The following is a 20,740-nucleotide window of genomic DNA, read 5'->3' as shown; positions in this document are numbered from 1 at the left end:
TGTTGAGAGTAGGCCTGCAATATTCAGGATGCCGTTAATGGTTGCCGTTGTTGTGGCGTCATATACCTTATTCGCAGCTGACAGGCCAGTGATGGTTACTGGGGCTGGTGTGATGTTGGCAGTTAATGGACTCAACACATTAGCAATGTAGTAGTTGCCATTAGACAGCGTTAGACCACTCAGATTTGCTGTGACTGTAATTCCATTGCCTACATTGGCACCAGCAAAGGTACCCACCCCTGCTGTGCCAGATACGCTTGCAGAGTCACTACCCAGCAAGCCGCTCGCAATAGTTGGTGTACCAGACAGCACTGCTGCTGTTGTAGTGTCATATACCTTGTTGGCAGCTGACAGGCTGGTGATGGTTACTGGGGCTGGAGTGATGTTAGCAGTTAATGGGCTTGCCACATTGGCAATGTAGTAGTTGCCATTAGATAGCGTCAGGCTATTCATGTTTGCAGCAACCAACAGTCCAGTACCTACGTTTGCGCTAGCAAAACTACCTATGCTTGCCACACCTGATACGGCGGCAGTATCACTGCCCAATAAACCAGATGCAATAGCTGGAGTACCAGACAACAGTGCCGCTGTTGTAGTGTCATACACCTTGTTGGCGACTGATAGACCAGCAATGGTTACTGGGGCTGGAGTGATATTGGCAGTTAATGGACTCGCCACACTAGTTACATAGTAGTTTGGATTGGAGAGTATTAGACCGCTCAGATTTGCAGTAACAAGCAATCCAGTACCTACGTTGGCACTAGCAAAGGTACCCAAGCCTGCTGCACCAGACACAGTTGCAGAGTCACTACCCAGTAGGCCACTCGCAATAGCTGGAGTACCAGACAACACTGCCGCTGTTGTAGTGTCATAAACCTTGTTGGCAGCTGATAGACCAGCAATAGTGACTGGGGCTGGAGTGATGTTGGCAGTTAATGGGCTTGCTACATTGGCAATGTAGTAGTTGCCATTAGATAGCGTTAGACCAGTCAGATTTGCAGTTACTACAATTCCAGTGCCTACGTTGGCACTAGCAAAGCTACCTGCTGTTGCCGCACCAGAGGCAATCGCAACAGCATCACTACCCAACACCCCACTAGCAACCACTGAAGTACCAGACAGCACTGCAACACGATTAGTGTCATAAACTTTGTTTAACGCAGACAAGCCGCTGATGATTACTGGGGCTGGAGTGATATTGGCGGTTAATGGTGCAGCCACTCCGTTAATGTAGTAATTGTTATTGCTTAAAGATAGAGCGCTCAAATTAGCTGTGACTGTCAGTCCGGTACCCACATTGGCACTAGCAAAAGTACCAGCTGCTGCAGCACCCGTTACCGCTGCAACATCGCCATTCAATAGACCTGAGGCAACGGCAGGAGTACCAGTGAGGGTGGCAGTTGTGTTGGTGTCATATACCTTGTTGGCAGCTGATAGACCGGTAATAGTTACAGGGGCTGGAGTGATGTTGGCGCCTAATGGGCTCGCCACACTAGTTACATAGTAGTTTGGATTGGAGAGCGTTAGACCGCTCAGATTTGCAGTTACTGCAATTCCAGTGCCTACGTTGGCGTTAGCAAAGCTACCAGTCACATTGCCGCTGACGGTTGAGTTATCCCCGGCGAGGAGGCCGGTAATGGTTGGCGTACCAATTAATGCGGCTAATGTACTTGCGTCATAAACCTTATTGGCGGCTGTTAAGCCACCAATAGCGACTGGGGCAGCGGTGATCTCGCTAGCAGTATTTGCCTGATAAGTAATGCTGTAGTTATGCGTGACCGTTGAAGCCCCACTGATCACGCTTGCATTGGAAATGCTTACGGTTTTATTGATGCCTGCATTGGCATTTAAATAAGCAAATGTGCCACCCGATAAGCTATCTTGTGCACCGCTATCTTCATTCAGGAAGAGCGTCCCACTAATTAATAAGGGTGATGGCGCAACTGAAGCTGAAGCGGTGCTGAGTGTTTTATCGTAAACCTTCGTAATGGCGCTCAAGCCCACCGTAATCGCTGCAGGATTAATGGTGACAGAACCGAAGCTTGGATTAACAACAGTGTAGTTACTTGCCAAACCAGTGCCGTTAGCAAGAACAGCTTGATTAAGCCCAACTAAAGTAGCAGAGCCTACATTGGGGTTACTCAAAGTACCTGTACTGCCAGCCGCAAATGTCAAAGTCTGCCCTGCTACACCAGCTATGGTCATCTGATTAGCGGCAAGTGTATTGCTACCATCATAAGTCTTGACTGCGGTAATCGTAATTGGGGCTGGCGTGATATTGGCACTTAATGCTGTCGTTACACCAGCAATAGCGTAGTTGCTATTGCCCAGACTGTAATTGCTAAAGTTGGCTGTTACTGGTAAACCATTACCTGCATTGCTTTGCGCAAAGGTAGCTGATATGGTGCCAGAAAGCGTCACGGCATCAGAGCCCAACAAGCCAATTACCACTGGGGTGCCAGTGACGGTAGCGGGCGTAGAGTTATCGTAGGTTTTATTGCTTGCGGTTAATCCAGTAATGGTGACCGGGGCAGCAGTGATATTCGCTGTGATACCTGTTGGTTGCGTTAATACATAGTTGGAGGCAGCTGTGCCTGTTAATGCATTTGAAATGGTTACCGCAATACCGTTAGCTGCATTGATAGAGGCAAAGCTACCGCCCTGTACTAAACCAATCTGCGCATAATCAGTTGAAACCACGCCAATTAATTGACCCCCCGTCACTACCGCAGCATTGGTGCCGTCATATGATTTATTGACCACAACCGTATTGCCAACCGTGATGACCTTAGGTGTCACACTGAAAACACCATTGTTGTAAATAATGGCTTTGGCTGTGTCATAGTTCGTTGTGTAATTCGCTACAGTAGCTAAGCTACTCGCCGTGAGAACATAGTTACCTACATTGAGGTTATTACCAGCGTTATAGGATCCGGTAGTCGTTGGCAAGATTACAAAAGTATATTTACCTTGACCGCTGTTAGGCCCAGATCCCAATGCGTCTGTCGCTGTCCAGACATTGCTACCAGCACTTGGGGCGGTAATGGTTAAAGCAATAATATTGGGAGTGGTTACACCCACGGCGCAGTTAGTGCAATAACCCGCAGTTACTGCATTAGTACCAGCAAGAGCATCACCAAGGTAACTGGCATTTGCAGAGTTCACCACACCATAACTTGCGGTATTGCTACCAGCGCTGATGATCATTTGGCGATTACCAGCAACCATCAAAGATCCGCCAACAAAGGTCAAACTGTAATTGGAGGAAGTTGCATTAGGAATTAATGCATTAGGAGCTGGCGCATTCATCGCTGTAGTCAGGAGGCTGGCGTTATAAGTCACCGCTGGATTGCTAATGGCAGAACTCGCAATATCCGCCCCCAAGAGTCCAGTCAATTGATAGCTCGATGGGCCAAAGGTCGGCGCAATGCCAACGTAAGTAGAAACATCACTCGCCGTCATTGTTAATGGCGCAGGTGTAATAGTGGCACCACCACTAATAGTTGATGCTGTTGTTGGTAGTACATAGTTAGATAGAACTGCCCCACCCCGGGCAACGTAACTAGAGCCTACCAATGCTGTCAAGGTTGTGGCGCTAGCAACATTGGCACTGTTGTAGCTCCCCACCGTTTGAGTAATGTAGGCGCCATCATTACCAACAAAACCTGTTAGCGTGTAGGCACCATCTGCTGAGCTTGTACCAGCCATCAATACTGCTGCAGTTGTGGTGTCGTACAGCTTAGTTTGTGAACTAATAGCAACGGTAATCAACTTTGGTGTAATCACTACATTGCTTGTGCTTGCAGGCAACATGAAGTTTGCAGCTGAACCTGTACCATCAACCAAGATCAGGCCAGATGTATTGAGGCTGCTAACACCAATCACATTGGCATCATTGGCAAGAGCAGAACCACTGACGCTTAATGTTTGCGAGCCAACGCCAGTAGTTACTGCATAAGTTGTGCCAGATGCACCAGCTGCAAAGGTTCTAGTACCGTCATATACCTTGCTAGCAGATAAACTCACAATCGCAGGCGTTACCGTATATTGATTGCTTAAAGTACTTGCTAAAACAATGCGATAGTTTGTGTTAGTAGTAGTGATGGCCAGGTTACCAGCTGTATAGCCATAAGCACCAGCATTTAGAACTGATGCACTCGATCCATTGGATGTAAATCCAAGGCTACCGGTAAAACTGAATGTCACATTACTAGCAGAATCCGTATTTTGATAACCACTGACCATATAGTTAGCAGCTACAGCGGAGTATGTCGCCGCATTTAATGTATTGCCGTTATAAGCAGCGGACTGATTGATTGGTGTTAATGTTAAGGTGGCCTGACCTACCGTTAAATCACCGCCTACATAACTAATAGTGTAGTTAGACAGACCATTACCCGTTGCGGCACTTGGAATAATGGCAGCACTATAAGTACCCGCATTGACTGTTGCCGATACAGCGCTACTACCGTTATGCAAGAGGGTAACTGCGGCAATCGAGTCGCCAGATAGTAGGCCGGATTGAGTAAACCCACTATTACCCAGGCTGGTGGTACTACCGTAAATGCTGCTGACATTACTTGCGGTAATCGTGAGCGCCTTAGGAGTAATGCTGGCTGTGACACCTGATGGCTGAGTCAAAGTGTAGTTAGAAGCCGCTGAACCACTAATGCTATCGTTCATTGCGATGGTGATACCAGTAGCAACATTGCTAGAAGTAAAAGCCCCTGCCCTGCTTAAAGTAACGTTCGCAGCATCCGTAGCCACCACCCCAAGCAAAGTTCCTGCCGTCACCGTTGCTGCCGTTGTACCGTCATACACCTTATTAGAGACTACGCTACCACTCACAGTTAATGCTTTTGGTGTGATATTGGCGCTTACAGCCACCGGCTGAATTACCGTGTAGTTGCCAGCAAGGCTACCGCTAATAGCATCCACCAAGGTCACTGCAATGTTGTTACCTACATTAGAAGAAGCAAATGTAGCCACCTGATTTAATGTGACATTAGCGCCATCGGAACCCACCAAACCAAGCAATGAACCGCCAGTCACTACGGCAGAAGTTGTGCCGTCATAAACTTTATTCGCTACCGTTACACCATTAACAGTAAGAGCCTTTGGTGTAATGTTTCCGGTTAAGCCCGTTGGCTGAATCAAGCTGTAATTGCTTGCAGATGCACCATCTAAAGTATTGCTAGCGACAACCGCCACCCCATTACCCACTGTTACTTGGGCAAAAGCTCCAGCTTGAGTCATATTAACAACATCAGCGCCAATAACCCCAACCAAAGATCCGCCAGAAATGACTGCGGCTGTTGTACCGTCATAGACCTTATCGCTTACAACGGAAACCCCACCCACAGTCAATGCTTTGGGTGTAATGCTAGCCGTGTTTTTAGTATTGCCAGCACTTGCGTTGTAAGAGGAAGTGATGCTGTAGTTACTTAATACGGCAGTACCGCCATTGCTTACAACACCGGCAACGTAATTACTTCCATTGCCAGAAACGTTAGCATTGCTCACGTTTACGCTAGATAAACCAGTAATAGTCTCCCCATTCACTAAACCAGTTGCGGTAAATGTAGTTGGAGTAATGGTAGTGGTGCCGTTATAGGCCCCTGTTACTGCGATACCTAGCGGCGCAGGGTTCACAATGGCAGTGATACCAGATGGCTGAATCAAGATGTAGTTGGCTGCGGAAGTGCCAGTAATGGAGTCACTAATCACCACCGAAGCAGCTGTACTTACATTAGGATTAATTAAGACTGCAGATTGCACCAGGTTTACCGTGTCACCGGCCATCACGCCAACTAAAGTACCGCCAGTAATGACGATAGACGTTGTACCGTCATAGGTCTTAGTCACAGCAACAGTGCCAGTAACCGTTAATATTTTTTGGCTAGCATTAACCAAAGTTACGGTGTTCTGAGATATGCCGGCTGTAGCGTTATAGGCTGGGCCAAATGCATAATTTGTTGCCAAGGCGGTGCCGCCAGAAATCACAATACTGGTAACAAAATTGCTACCGTTACTAGAAATGCTGGAGCTCTTCACGGTCACGCTACTGAGGCCAGTAATGGTTTGGCCATTAATCAGGCCATTAATCGTGAAAGAGATTGGAGTAATCGTATTGGTGCCATTGGCCACACCAACTACTGAAATGCCCAACATGGCCGGCGTAATGTTGGCAGTAATGCCTGCGGGCTGAATCAAGGTGTAGTTGCTAGCAGCACTTCCGGAGATAGAGCCGCTTGCAATAATGATGATGCCATTACTCACGTTCGGTGATGAGAATCTACCGGCCTGAGTCAAGATGACGTTCGGTGCATCAGCCGGTAAGACACCCACTAAGGCGCCGCCGGTCAGAACCGCATTGGTAGTGCCGTCATAGACCTTGTTCGCAACCGTGCCATCACTAATCGTAATCGCCTTAGGAGTGACTGCAGCAACAACCCCTATAGGCTGAACTAAAGAATAGTTACCTGCCGAGAACCCAGAGATTGTGTCATTCACAATGACTGGCACCGCTGCGCCAGCGTTAGCGCTATTTAATGTGCCAGCTTGTTTTAAGACTACAACGTCAACGCCGATTACACCGACTAAAGAGCCACCCCACACTGTCACACCAGTTGCACCGTCATAGACCTTTTTATCTGCCAAGGTTCCTGTCACGGTAAGTACTTTTGGCGTCAACGCCACGGTATTCAGGGTATTGCCTACAGTGCTGTTAGCAACAGTGCCAAATGTGTAGTTGCCTGCGTTAGCAGTACCAGCACTAATAACGATGGATCGTACAAAGTTACTGCTATTTGCGCCGACGTTCATGCTGTCAAGCACGGCACTAGAAACGCCAGTAATCGTTTCACCATTGACTAGCCCTGTCACGGTAAATGTAGTTGGTGTCACGGTAGTGGAGCCGCTATAGATTGCCGCTACCGAGATCCCCAATGGTGCTGGTGTAATTTTTCCGGTAATGCCAGTAGGCTGGACTAGCGAGTAATTGCCACTGGCACTACCGCTAATAGCATCGCTCATCGTGACAGCTACAGCGTTACCCGCATTCGGCGAGGCAAAAGTTCCGGCTTGAGTGAGATTGACATTGGCCAGATCGGCAGTAATCACGCCTACCAACACACCGCCTGTGATGCTGGCAACGGTAGCCCCGTTGTATACCTTGTCTGTTACGGCTGTGCCAGTAACTGTGAGCACTTTAGTGCTAATGTTGGCCGATAGATTAGCCGGCTGGCTCACCACATAATTGGATGAAGCGGTTCCGCCGATGGTCGCACTTACAAGCACGCTGATAGCAGTACCCACACCAGACTGGGCAAAGGTGCCGCTTTGAGTCAAGCTAATATTAGCCAAGTCCGCAGTGATGACGCCAACCAATACCCCACCCGTTACCGTAGCGCTGGTTGTACCGTCATACACTTTGCTAGCAGCCGTTGATGTGCCGCCTACCGTAATGGCCTTGCGCGCAATATTGGCAGTAATACCGGTTGGCTGTACCAGGGTGTAGTTAGCACTCGCAGTTCCAGCAATGCTATCGACCATTGTGATCGCCACATTATTGGCTGCAGCTGCTAATGCAAAGCTAGCCGCTTGTGTCAAGGTCACATTCGCAATATCTCCAGCGGCAACGCCCACCAAAGACCCGCCCGTAACAACAGCACTTGTCGTGCCATCGTAAGTTTTGGCACCAATGGTGATGCCGGTCACAGTGAGTGATTTTGGTGTGAGCGTTACGGTATTTTGCGTATTGCCAGCAACAGTGTTGTAAGCAGTTGTGATGTTGTAGTTAGCAATAGAGGCTGTACCACCGCCTACGGTAATTGCGCTTACATAGTTGCCATTGTTTGCAGAGACATTTGCGCTATTAATCGTTGCAGCACTAATGGCAGTAATGGTTTGCCCATTAACCAAGCCAGTGACTGTAAATGCGGATGGTGCAATGGTGGCTGTGCCGCTATAAACCGCATTGACGGTAATGCCTAATGGTGCCGGTGAAATGCTGACCTTATTGGTAGCGGTGGCTTGTGCTGCATTTACAGGAATACCACCAACTAAGGTGCCGCTATACCCAGTATTAATTAAATAGTTACTTGCTGAGAAAGTGCCCACTGTAGAAGTGCCACCAATTGCAGTCACGTAAGTGCTTGCGCCATTAGCATCAGGCACATTGACAGTGACAGAGGTAATCCTGTCCCAAGCAGCAAGACCTGTTGTTGCAAGCACTGGATTGGTTAATGTTGTTGTGCCGTTATAAACAGCAGTTACAGAAAGACCTAAAACAGCCGGTGCAATTGTGTAAGTGCGCGCTGTACCGGATAGAGTTACTGTAGTGCCATCAGTGGCAGACAAGCTGGTAGCAGTCAATGTTGTGTTTGATTGAACAGCATTGGCATTGGTGCCATTGAGGGCGGTGCTACCCCCTACCGTTGGGCTAAACACCAGTACTGATTTTGCGTAAGCTAAAGAAGGTGCTGATAAGCCGAATGTTGCGGTAGTTGTACCCGCATATGAAACTGTGGCATTGGCTTGCAGCCAATCATTGGCAGCATTCGAGTTATAGGCAGTTCCGTATACAGCTGAATAATTGCTATTAAGAGTTACAGAAATTGCAAGCGTACTTGTGATCTTTTGACGGTAGTTGATGTAGTTTCCGCCAGCATAGCCACCTGGTTGCACAGGAGTACCACCAGCTATTCCGTAAGCAATATTCGTGGTGGCATTAGCATTTGCGCTAGTAATGCCAAGCGCCGTAGCAATTACATCCCCGGTAGCACTGCCAGGCTTTGCCATCGAAATAGCAATCACTCCACCAGTATTTGTCAAAGTGCCAACAGCAGTGATATCGCCACCAGTGATGACGCCTGCAGCCTGACCCCGACCCGCAACAATGATGGTGCCGTCTACACCAGAATTAGTCACACCAGCAATGTTCACATTTCCTGTTGAATTAACAGTAACGCCACGGTTCGTACCAGCGTTCTTGACTAACGCAGCAAGAGTAATATTTCCACTAGCGTTCATGCCAAAAATATAAACGCCTGCATTTCCACTGATGGTTGCAGATGCCACAGTTTTAATAGCATCTACGGTACCCGTACTGGCAGTAGAGGTTCCGTACATTTGCACGACGCCATCGGTAGTGCTACCTGCGTTAATAATGGCTGTTGCCGAACTGGCATTAATACCGTTGCTTGTGGCTGCAGCACCTACGGAAACACCTGTAATGGTAATACCACCGCCGGTTGTGTTTAATGCTGATGAATAGGTTACGCCAGATGCCGTCGTTGAAATGCCATTAATAGTGATATTGCCAGCGGTATAAATCGCGCCTGAAGTCGTGACACCCGTAGAGGCCGTAGCCAATGTAGCCGCATTAGAGGCAGTGATAAATCCAGCTGTTGGTGTGCAAGGAGCAGCAGTGCATCCGTAGGTATTATCCAAGCTGACATAACCTGGTAATGGGGCTGTGCCTATTCCAATGGCTGGAGTCCAAATTACAGAGCCAGCAGACTTAGCAATGTAATTGATGATGGAACCTGTACCAGCAATGGTTAATGCTCCACCAGAAATATTCGCCGCTTTAGTACCACTAGTAGTGTCATAGGTGACATTAGCTGCCGGCGCCCCAGCACTTGAAACTACCGTAATTGCGCCAACCTGGTTAATGACATTATTGGTGATAAAGCTAATATTGGAACCCGCAGCGTTATCGGTAATCGCCCCGCTTTGATAGATACCGACATCGGTACCAGCAGTAGCAGTATCAGCCATTGCAGTAACAAAAATATTGCCACCGCCTACATTAATAGTGATCGCACCTAGAGAGACTAAGGTGGCCGATAAGCCGCCGCTACTGCTCACCACCAAACTATTTGCAGTGATCAACCCAGTGGAAACAATATGCGCCATTGTGGCTGTTGCAGAAACTTTCACGCTTGTAAGAGTCACTGCCCCACCAGTAATAGCGCCGGTATTGTAGATACCATTTCCGCCTGAAGTCGTTCTGGAGCTAATCGTAATTGCTTGACCCACAGCTGTAATTGCACCACTGCTTGAGTAACCCGCACCCGTTTGACCGTTCACCGCAATCGTTACGCCACCAGCCAATGAGCTAATTGCATTAGCACCCTGGGTAAAGCCAATGCCTGATCCATTAGCTACCGCATTAATCGTGACACCAGTTGAACCTGCATATGAGCCTGCAGAGAGTGCACCAGTAATTGTTACTGCGGCGCCGTTAGCAGCTGCAGTCGATGTGGTTGCTGCCGTTGAGCAACCTAAACAAGTGTTGTCCAAAACGATGTAGCCAGGAACAGTAATTGCTGGCACGGAGATGATGGCGCCATTGGTCTTGACGAGGTAATTGATGGTGGCAGTGGAAGTTCCAGTTACGGATAGTGCGCCAGCAGTAATCGCGGATGCATTTGAGCCGGTAGTCGTGTTGTAAATAATATTTGCTGGAGCAATATTGGTATTGGCCACCAATGCAATCGCTCCGGTCTGGTTAATCTTATTGTTTGAGATGAAGCTGATGCTTGAGCCCACAGCGTTATCGGTAATCGCGCCGGTTTGCGTAATTCCGGTATTGGCTCCTGGAGCAGCATCATTGGCTGTCACAGTGATATTACCGCCGCCAGCATTAATAGTGATTGCGCCTAAAGAGACGATGGTGGCTGATGCTCCACCCGTTCCGGTCACTGTCAGAGAGTTTGCAGTGATGAGGCCAGTTGCAGTAATCGGTGTAGTAGTTGCAGTGGCAGTGTTTAGCGTGCTCGTTAAGCTTACTACCCCACCAGTAATTGTGCCGGTATCGTTAATGCCAGCACCCGCTGATGTAGTGGTGACATTCGTGGTAGCCGTGGTAATCGTGATTGCTTGACCAATTGCCGTGATATTGCCAGTGCTGGAGTAAGCCGTACCCGTTTGACCGTTCACCGTAATCGTTATGCCACCAGCCAATGAGCTAATTGCATTAGCACCCTGGGTAAAGCCAATGCCCGATCCGTTAGCTACCGCATTAATCGTGACACCAGTTGAACCCGCTAAGGATCCTGCAGATAAAGCACCAGTAATTGTTACTACGGCGCCGTTAGCAGCAGCAGTTGATGTTGTTGCCGCAGTTGTACATCCTAAACAAGTGTTATCCAAGAGGATATAACCGGGCACGCTAATTGCTGGCACAGAGATGGTGCCACCATTGGTCTTGACGAGGTAATTGATGGCAGAGGTAGAGGTGCCAGCACCAATAGTGACGGCGCCAGTACCGATGGTGGAAGTGCTGTTACCCGCTGTTGTGTCGTAAATGATATTGGCGGTGGTAGTACCTGTATTGGCAACTAAGGTGATAGCGCCATTTTGATTGATGTCATTATTCGAGATAAAGCTGATATTCGAACCCACAGCGTTATCAGTGATCGTGCCAGTTTGCGTAATTCCGGTGTTGGTTCCTGCAGCTACATCATTTGCAGTTACCGTGATATTGCCACCGCCAGCATTAATCGTAATTGCACCTAAAGATACGATCGTCGTCGCAGCACCACCAGTACCGCTTACCGTCAGAGAGTTTGCAGTAATCAGACCGGTTGCGGTAATTGGTGTTGCCGTAGCTGTTGATATCGACTGTGTAGCAGTTAAAGTGACCACCCCACCGTTAATGGTACCGGTGTCATTAATACCCGCTGCGGTCGTGGTAGTCGTTGTAATGGTGATCGCCTGACCAGTTGCAGTGATATTACCAAGTGCACTTGAATAACCCGTACCCGTTTGGCCATTGACGGTAATCGTCACACCACCCGCAGCTGAGCTGATCGCATTGGCGCCTTGCGTAAAGCCGATACCGGTGCCGTTAGCGACAGCATTAATCGTCACGCCTGTTGAACCCGCCAATGATCCTGCAGAGAGTGCGCCAGTAATAGAGATGGCAGCACCGTTGGCGGCAGCGGTTGATGTGCTTGCTACTGTAGTGCAACCTAAGCAAGTGTCATCCAACAAGATATAACCCGGGACAGTAATTGCTGGTACAGAGATGATGGCGCCGTTGGTCTTGACGAGGTAATTAATGGCGGCCGTGGAAGTGCCGGTGCCGATAGAGACAACTCCAGAGCTAACCTTAGAAATATTGTTACCTGTTGTCGTATCGAAGATGATGCTTGCAATTACACCGCTGGTATTGGCCAATAAATTAATTGCACCATTTTGGTCAATATCATTATTGGAAATAAATCGAATGCTTGAGCCATTAGCGCCAGTAATCGTCCCAATTTGGTAGATACCACCTGCAGCCCCAGGAAGCCCGAGAACATTTCCGGTAACTGTAATGCCGCCGCCGATTGCACCACTATTGATTGTTAAACCACCAATCTGCACATCCCAAACTGCTGCCAGTGTTGAAGTGCCAGTGATAGTGATGTTATTGGCAGTAATGATTGAAGCTAGGCTGTTATAAACACCTCGCCCATCCGTTGTCCCACCATTCAAAATCACATTGCCACCACTTGAGGTGATTGCGACAGAGTAATCGATACCGGTGTTGCCGGCTCCGCCAGTCACACCATTGACGGTAATGTTGCCGCTGGCATAAATTGCATTATTAATCGTTATACCCACTGAAGCGGTTGCAAGAGTGCTTAAATTGGGTATCGCAGTATTGATAAAACCGGATACCGGTGTACAAGCTGGCGTTGATGCCGTGCAGCCATAAGTGTTGTCAATCAGAACGTAACCAGGCAATGCAAGCGTACTAGTACCAATCGCAGCAGGGTTAATTGCTGAACCAGCCGATTTAATGATGTAGTTAATCGGCGAAGTATTTGTACCTGTCGCAATCGTCAGAGCACCAGCTAGGATGCTCGATGTCTTATTACCAGTAGTCACATCGTAAGTAATATTAGCAGCGGCACCACTAGTATTGAGCGCCAATACAATCGCGCCATTTTGCTGAATATTGTTGTTCGAGATAAAGCTGATGTTCGAACCGCTGGCGCCAGTAATCGTACCGATTTGGTAAATGCCACCAAGGGCTCCAGGAGTTCCAATGTAATTACCTGTGACGGTAATGCTGCCACCAATCGAGGCACTGTTAATAGTGAGCGCACCAATTTGTACATCCCAACTAGGATTACCAGAAGAGGTACCGATGATGGTGATGTTATTGGCGGTAATTGTAGAAGCTACGCTGTTATAGACGCCACGAATAGTGGTTGTGCCGCCATTGAGAATGACATCGCCATTTTTGGAAGTAATGCCGTATGAGTAATCAAGCGCATTACTCGTACTGATTGCATTGACAGTGACATTGCCGTTAGCGTATATCGGATTATTAATCGTCACACCAACAGAGGTCGTTGCCAAGGCCACTAGATTGGCGCTTGTGGTGTTGATAAAGCCCGGCATTGGAGTACACCCTACTCCAGCACAACCATACGTGTTATCGAGAAGCACATATCCCGGTAAGTTGACGGTACTAGTACCAATCGCAGCAGGGTTAATTGCTGAACCAGCCGATTTAATGATGTAGTTAATCGGCGAAGTATTTGTACCTGTCGCAATCGTCAGAGCACCAGCTAGGATGCTCGATGTCTTATTACCAGTAGTCACATCGTAAGTAATATTAGCAGCGGCACCACTAGTATTGAGCGCCAATACAATCGCGCCATTTTGCTGAATATTGTTGTTCGAGATAAAGCTGATGTTCGAACCGCTGGCGCCAGTAATCGTACCGATTTGGTAAATGCCACCAAGGGCTCCAGGAGTTCCAATGTAATTACCTGTGACGGTAATGCTGCCACCAATCGAGGCACTGTTAATAGTGAGCGCACCAATTTGTACATCCCAACTAGGATTACCAGAAGAGGTACCGATGATGGTGATGTTATTGGCGGTAATCGTAGAGGCTACGCTGTTATAGACGCCACGTAGAGTGGTTGTGCCACCATTGAGAATGACACTACCGCCCGTTGAGGTAATGGCAACTGAATAATCAATACCATTCTGTGCGCTAGCAACGCCATTTACCGTGATATTGCCAGTTGCATAAACAGCACCATTAATGGTGACACCCGTGGAAGCAGTTGCCAACGCCAGCAGATTGGCAGATGAGGTGTTGATAAAACCAGTTACAGGCGTACACCCTGCTCCAGCACAGCCATAGGTGTTATCGAGCAGCACATACCCCGGTAAGTTGACAGTACTAGTACCAATCGCAGCAGGATTGATTGCTGCTCCGGCAGTTTTAATGATGTAGTTGATCGGTGAGGCATTCGCTCCAGCCGCAATTGTCAGGGCGCCCGACACAACGCTAGAGTCTTTTGTACCGCTGGTGGTGTTATAGGTCACACTCACCGCGGTGGAGGTGGTATTGGCAACTAAAGCAATCGCACCCAATTGATTAATCTTGCCATTAGTAATGAAACTAATATTTGATCCTGCAGCATTATCTGCAATAGCGCCCGCTTGATAAATTCCGGTATGGGTATTCACTGCTACCGTACCGGTAATGTTGATATTGGTGCCGCCCGCCACAATGGTTAGGGCGTCTAAATAAACAGCGTAGGCTCCACCAACCTCAGATCCAATAACGGTAATTGACTTGGCACTAATCGAGGTATTAGGACCTAGGAGAACACCATCACCAGTTGTCGTAGAAATACCGGTGATATTGACAGCTCCACTATTGGCAGTAATTGAAGATGTTAGCCATGCTGCACCATCATGATTGGTAACCGATCGAGGCCCAGTATTGGATGTTCCAAGGATATTGATATTGCCAGAGGTTGCCGTTAAATTAGCACCCAATAAAACCGATCTTCCGCTTGAGCTAATACCATTAATCGTAATGGCGGTCCCACTAAGAGCAGCACTGACAGTAACACCATTGCTGGCTGTAACCAGAGTGGTCCAGCTCGTTAAATCCTTATTGAGATAACCAGAAAATGGAGTGCAGTCCGCAGCAGAGCAGCCAAAAGTATTGGCTAGGGTAATGGCGCCAGGAACTACTACTGCCCCACCAATCGTGATTGCAGAACCTGCGGACAGTACTGAATAATTAATGCCGGCGGTTGATCCAGCAGCCAGACTAATTACTCCGGTATTAATTGTTGAAGTGCTATTTCCAGTAGTCGTGTTGTAGGTGATATTTGCTGCTGTACCGCTAGTATTGATTGCTAGGGTAATGATTCCGTTTTGATCGATTCTCTTATTCGAGATAAAACTCATATTCGAACCACTCGCCCCTGTAATGGCACCGGCCTGGTAAATGCCATAGGCCGCAGCGGTAGTACCAAGGACATTACCGGTAATAGAGATACTGCCACCAATAGCAGTGCTATTGATAGTTAAAGCACCAATTTGTGATGTCCAATAACCAAGGGCGCTTGTAGTTCCAACAATCGCAATATTGTTGGCGGTAATAGTAGAGGCGATGCTGTTATAGACAGCGCGATTGGCTGTAGAGCTGCCATTGAGACTGACGTCACCATTTTTTGAAGAGATGGCCACGGAGTAGTCAATACCAACCGCAGTACTAACAGCATTCACAGTGATGTTACCAGCGGCATAAATTGCAGCATTAAGGGTCACACCAGTGGACGTCGTTGCCAAAGAAGCCAAATTACCGGCGGTAGTATTGATAAAGCCAGTTACCGGAGTACAACCCGCAGGAGTGCACCCATAAGTGTTATCTAAAAGTACATAGCCTGGCAAATTATTCGTACTAGTGCCAATGGCTGCAGGATTAATAAATGCACCAGAAGATTTAACAATGTAATTAATTGCCGAGGTTGAGCCAGTAGCGATTGTTAAGGTGCCAGGGGTGATCGTGGAGAGCTTATTACCAGTAGTTGTATCGTAAGTAATATTCGCTGCTGTACTGCTTGTATTAGCAGCCAAGATAATCACGCCAGTTTGACTAATCGTGGTGTTCGAGATAAAGCTAATATTGGATCCATTGGCTCCAGTGATATTGCCGGCTTGGTAGATTCCATAGGCCGCCGCAGTAGCACCCAGAACATTTCCTGTTACTGAAATATCCCCGCCAACAAAAGTACTGTTAATGCTTAGTGAATTAATTTGCGCCGCATAGAACCCAAGAGCACTCGTGGTCCCGATGATCGTAATGTTATTGCCGGTAATCGTTGAAGCAATACTGTTATAGACGGCGCGAGCTGCGGTTGACACGCCATTTAAAGAGACGTCACCATTTTTCGAAAGAATGGCGACCGAGTAGTCAATTCCATAAATCGTTACACCTGCTGAATTTGATATACCGTTGGCCGTAATGTTTCCAGCAGCATAAATAGCGCCATTAATTGTTAGAGCCGTAGAGGCCGTAGCCAGAGTTGCCGCATTGCTGGTGGTGATATAGCCAGATGCTGGTGATCCAGAGGCGGCACCATACGTATTATCTAAAAGCACGTAGCCTGGCAAGGCAACGGTAGTGGAGCCAATTGAGCCAGGATTAATCGCCGAACCAGCAGACTTAACGATGTAGTTAATTGCTGAGGTATTGGTACCAGCGGCAACCGTGATGTTACCTGTTGTGATGTTTGATGTCTTGGTACCAGTCGTTGCGTCGAAAATAACATTAGCTTCAGTCGTACCGGTGTTAGCCACCAACGCAATCGCACCAGTTTGATTGATGAGATTATTCGAGGTAAAGCTAATGCTTGAGCCTACTGCGTTATCAGTGATAGTGCCAATTTGATAAATGCCCGTATTTGCACCAGCAGTTCCACTGCTTGCGGTAACGGAGATGTTGCTACCGCCCGCAACAATCGTCATCGCACCCAAAGAAACGTTTGTGGTTGGTGCGCCTGTTGCGATACCAGTAATGTCGATTGATTTCCCAGTAATTGCGCCAGCTTGATTGACAGCAGTTCCACCAACAGATCTACCCACAATGGAAACCGAACCTGCAGTTGCGGAAATTGTTGTGGCCGTTGTGCCATTAAACGCGAGGTTGGCCGCGCCTAAGGTAGTTGCATCTAGAGAGATATTTCCAGCGCTAGAGGTAATGCTTCCAGTAGTCGCAGAGAGAACTACTGCACCATTAGCACCGCCAGCGATACCCATAATACTGACGCCACCACTACCCGAGATAGCGGCGTTCAAAATCACACCAGCATTACCACTCGTAGCGCCAGTTGCAACACCCTTAACTACGATGAGCCCACCAGATGTCAAAGCTGAAGTGATGTTAACCCCAGCTCCAGTAGTCGTAGCAAGAGTTGTGACATTACCTACTGTGATATAGCCTGATGCAGGCGGTCCGGATGCGGCACCATAAGTATTATCTAGGGTAATGGCGCCCTTGAGATTGATAACGCCATTAACAGCAATAGTCCCACCGGCGGAAATAGCGCTCAAGCTGACCTTGGATCCAGCGCCGGTTGAGCTGTCTGTCATTGAGATCAACGTAATAGATTGCTTAGATCCACTCGTGTTATTTAAGGTCAGCGTTGGCGTTAAGTTCGCGCCTGTGATGTTAAAAACTAATGCCGTTGTTTGTGTGATAGTCCCTGAGGCTGTGATGGTTACGCTTGTTCCAGCGTTAATTGCATTCTGAATATCGGCGGTATTGAAGGTAGAGGCTGCTGCTTGACCTTGTGCGGCTGTTAAGTTTGCCGCAGAGTTAGTGGTTGTTGCTGCGACACCACCGGTAGATGTTGCTGCGGTAATGGTCACGTTGGTTGGATCTAGCAGCCACATTCCACCTCTACCCGCATTAATGCTTCCTAAAAGATGGAGGGTATTTCCAGAGGTTTCAATGAAGCCGCCTGTGCCATCAGTTGAAATTGATTTCGTGCTGATGAGGGTATTAGCATCAATGGTTGTTGTTACTGAGAAAGGTACTGTCAGGTTGCTGACTTTGTGATTGGCATCGTTACCAATCAAAATTTGGCCGCCTTGGTTGGCGCCTTGGGATGCAATGGTAGATCCCAAAATGGAGGTGTCGTTGGCTGCGGATATCGCGATACTGCCACCGCGTCCTGCACTACCGTTTGTCTGAATGAGGGCATTTTGGATGCGGACGTTTCCATCTTGGGAAACGATATTAACCCGACCACCCTGCTCACCATTTGCTGCAATATTGCCTGCTACTGAGATTGCTTTACCGGAAACTGACACCAAACCACCGGGGCCATTATTGCCATTTGCCTGGATGAGACTGCCGGACTGAAGGTCTGCGTTTGGAGCCGATAAGTAGATTTGGCCACCGGCATTACCCGTGGTTCCATTGGCTAATAATTGAGCACCAGATGCCAAAGTGAGGTCTTGGGATGCAATGAGACGGATGACATTTGAGCTGGCTTGACCCAGAACTTGAGTCTGAATCGCTGGGTCATTTGCTGCCACAGAGGAGTAAACCTGATCCAAAGAGTTACCAGAAAGTCCGTTTGCTGAGATCAGACTATTGAGGCTGACGACTGAATTTGGTCTGACAACAGGGGTTAATCCACCGGTTGTGGTCGATGAATTGCTGCCAGTATTAGTCGAACTATTGGTGGAATTCACTGGGGTTTGGGCAGAAGAATTTAAGCTGCCTGATACCCAAATTGCCTGCGCCAATAAATTAATTGCGCCGCCTAAGGGGTCGGACCCCTGGGTCAAAATTGAGCCATTGGCATAAATTGCCTGAGCAACTACGGTGACCTCTTTCGCGGCAATCGTGGTTCCCACATTAAGGTAGGCGATTGAAGAACTGATAATGACGTTGAGGTTTTCACCGGCAATATTGGCATTGAGATTAAAGATGCCGGATGAAGTTAAGGTCAAAGTAGTCAGACTTGTACCCTGCTTGAGAATATCCGCACCATTAGCGATAGTCAGGCTACCTGAACCATTTTGTGTGCATGCACCAATAGAGGGACAAACATTTCCATTCACCGCAATGCTCACGTTGTTATTTGTTAAGGCACTAGAGATGAGCCCAGCAGCAGTGCTATCAATAATCAAATCAATTGGGTCCAAGAACCATAAACCAGGCTTACCTTTTGCCGCACTAGTATCGACCACTAAAGCTGGAGCCAAAGTTACGTTGCCTTTAGAGCTGGTCTCAATAAATCCACCGTTACCACCCAAGATGCCGCCAGTGGCTTTTAATGTGCCAGCAACGATCGTTTTAACTTGTGACCAGATTGCGATGCTGCCACCATCTCCAGATTGAGTAGCTGATACATCCACCTTGGCACCCGCTTCGATCGTGACCGTTTTAGCCATCTGCCCATTGTTTGATGCCAATTGTGATGCCTGCTTAACCATCTCCTGCTTAGCAAGCGCATTACTGGATGTAGTTAAGTTAACCGATGCCGCTCGAGCAGACTGGTTAAGTTGTGAAGCGGTAGCTACATTTGCATGGTTAACCACGCTGGCAGCGCTTACTGAAGTAGCACCCAAACCAACGTTAACCTGACCGCCGCCGGCAGCGCCAGTAGCAACGGTCTTCGAATTGGCAGTCAAGGTAATGTTTTCACCAACGATATTGATTAAGCCACCTTGAGTGCCTGCTGCCTTGGCATTAGCAGATACGGTACCGGCTTGGGTCACATTGGCTGCAACCAGTTCAATAACACCGCCATTGTTGACGGCAGAGCCTGCAGAGATGCGTCCGGTGTTTTTAATAACCGATGCCATTAACTTATTGGCAGAACCCGCGGCAACCACTACTAAACCGCCATTGACCTCAACGACGCGTTTATTTTCAATTAATCCGTTATATACGCCAACGTCCACTTTGACGCCTACCAGTTGATTGCCTTGGAAATTGAGGGTAATTTGCTCACCAGCTGCCATCACAACAGCATTACCTGGGCCCTTGTGCGCTAAAACAAAACCTTCATTGCGCACTTCTGGCGCCAGTAATGCAATAAAGCCATTGGGATCATTAGCAACAATCTTGCCCTGATTGATTACAGCGCCTTGACCATTGCCCTTAAACGTTGACTTGCCGTCCATAAAGTCTTTATCGGCAATGTTCATTGTCGTTGCTACAACGGCAGCAGCGTTGACCTCAGCGCCTCTGCCAAAGGTCACGCCGTTTGGATTGACAAAAATCACTTGCCCGTTAGCCCTGACTGCACCATCAATCATTGAAGCGCTTGCACCGGTAACCCGATTGAGCGTGACTGCATTTGCGTTAGGTTGATTGAAATTGACTGCGGCATTTTTGCCTACGTTAAAGCTATCCCAATTGATGACAGCACGCTGCGAGCTTTGATTGATGTTCATTTGCGCGCTTGTCGCATTTGAAGTTTGCGTGATCACTGCTTGACCCGCTGCAACTCTACCTCCGGTAGGCAATGCATTCACTGCATTCTGGGCATGAATCAAATGGCTGTGACCAAGCGCAGCGAGTGTGAGCAACACAGAAGTTGTGCGCGCACAAAACGAGACTTTTGCAGTCAAACCAAGAGAAGATTTCGAAGAAAGGAGCGACCTTTTATTCAAATTTTTTGCCAAAATTCTAAATTTCAAATGCCAATGCCGCGATTGTGTCAAAAATGAAATTTAAAGTGAATTGGCTGATGAGCTAACTAGTCAATAACCTGTGTAGAAATATTTTTCAGTTCATTTTGATAATTTTTTTCTCATTTTTTTTATCAAAGAAAAAACGCCTCACAAAATTTTCTGCGAGGCGTTTGAAGAAAAACTAAAAATTGAAACTATTTTTTGGTTAAGTAGTGGTTAAGTTGCACACAAAAAATACTTAAGTGAGTTCAATTCATTTCTAACT

Annotated in this window: 1 protein-coding gene; it reads right to left on the bottom strand. The window is 47.8% G+C overall.

Annotated features, from left to right (window positions below; all coding sequences use genetic code 11):
• Nucleotides 1-20,373 (bottom strand): YDG domain-containing protein (locus tag ICN19_RS08245; RefSeq protein ID WP_216246992.1); only part of this gene is annotated, 20,373 nt, incomplete at its 3' end.
• Between the last annotated feature and the right edge of the window lie 367 nt (nucleotides 20,374-20,740).

This window comes from Polynucleobacter sp. AP-Capit-er-40B-B4 (assembly GCF_018882245.1).
Taxonomy (GTDB): domain Bacteria; phylum Pseudomonadota; class Gammaproteobacteria; order Burkholderiales; family Burkholderiaceae; genus Polynucleobacter.
The sequence above is the reverse complement of the archived record's forward strand: the minus strand, read 5'-3'. Positions and strand labels throughout refer to the sequence as shown.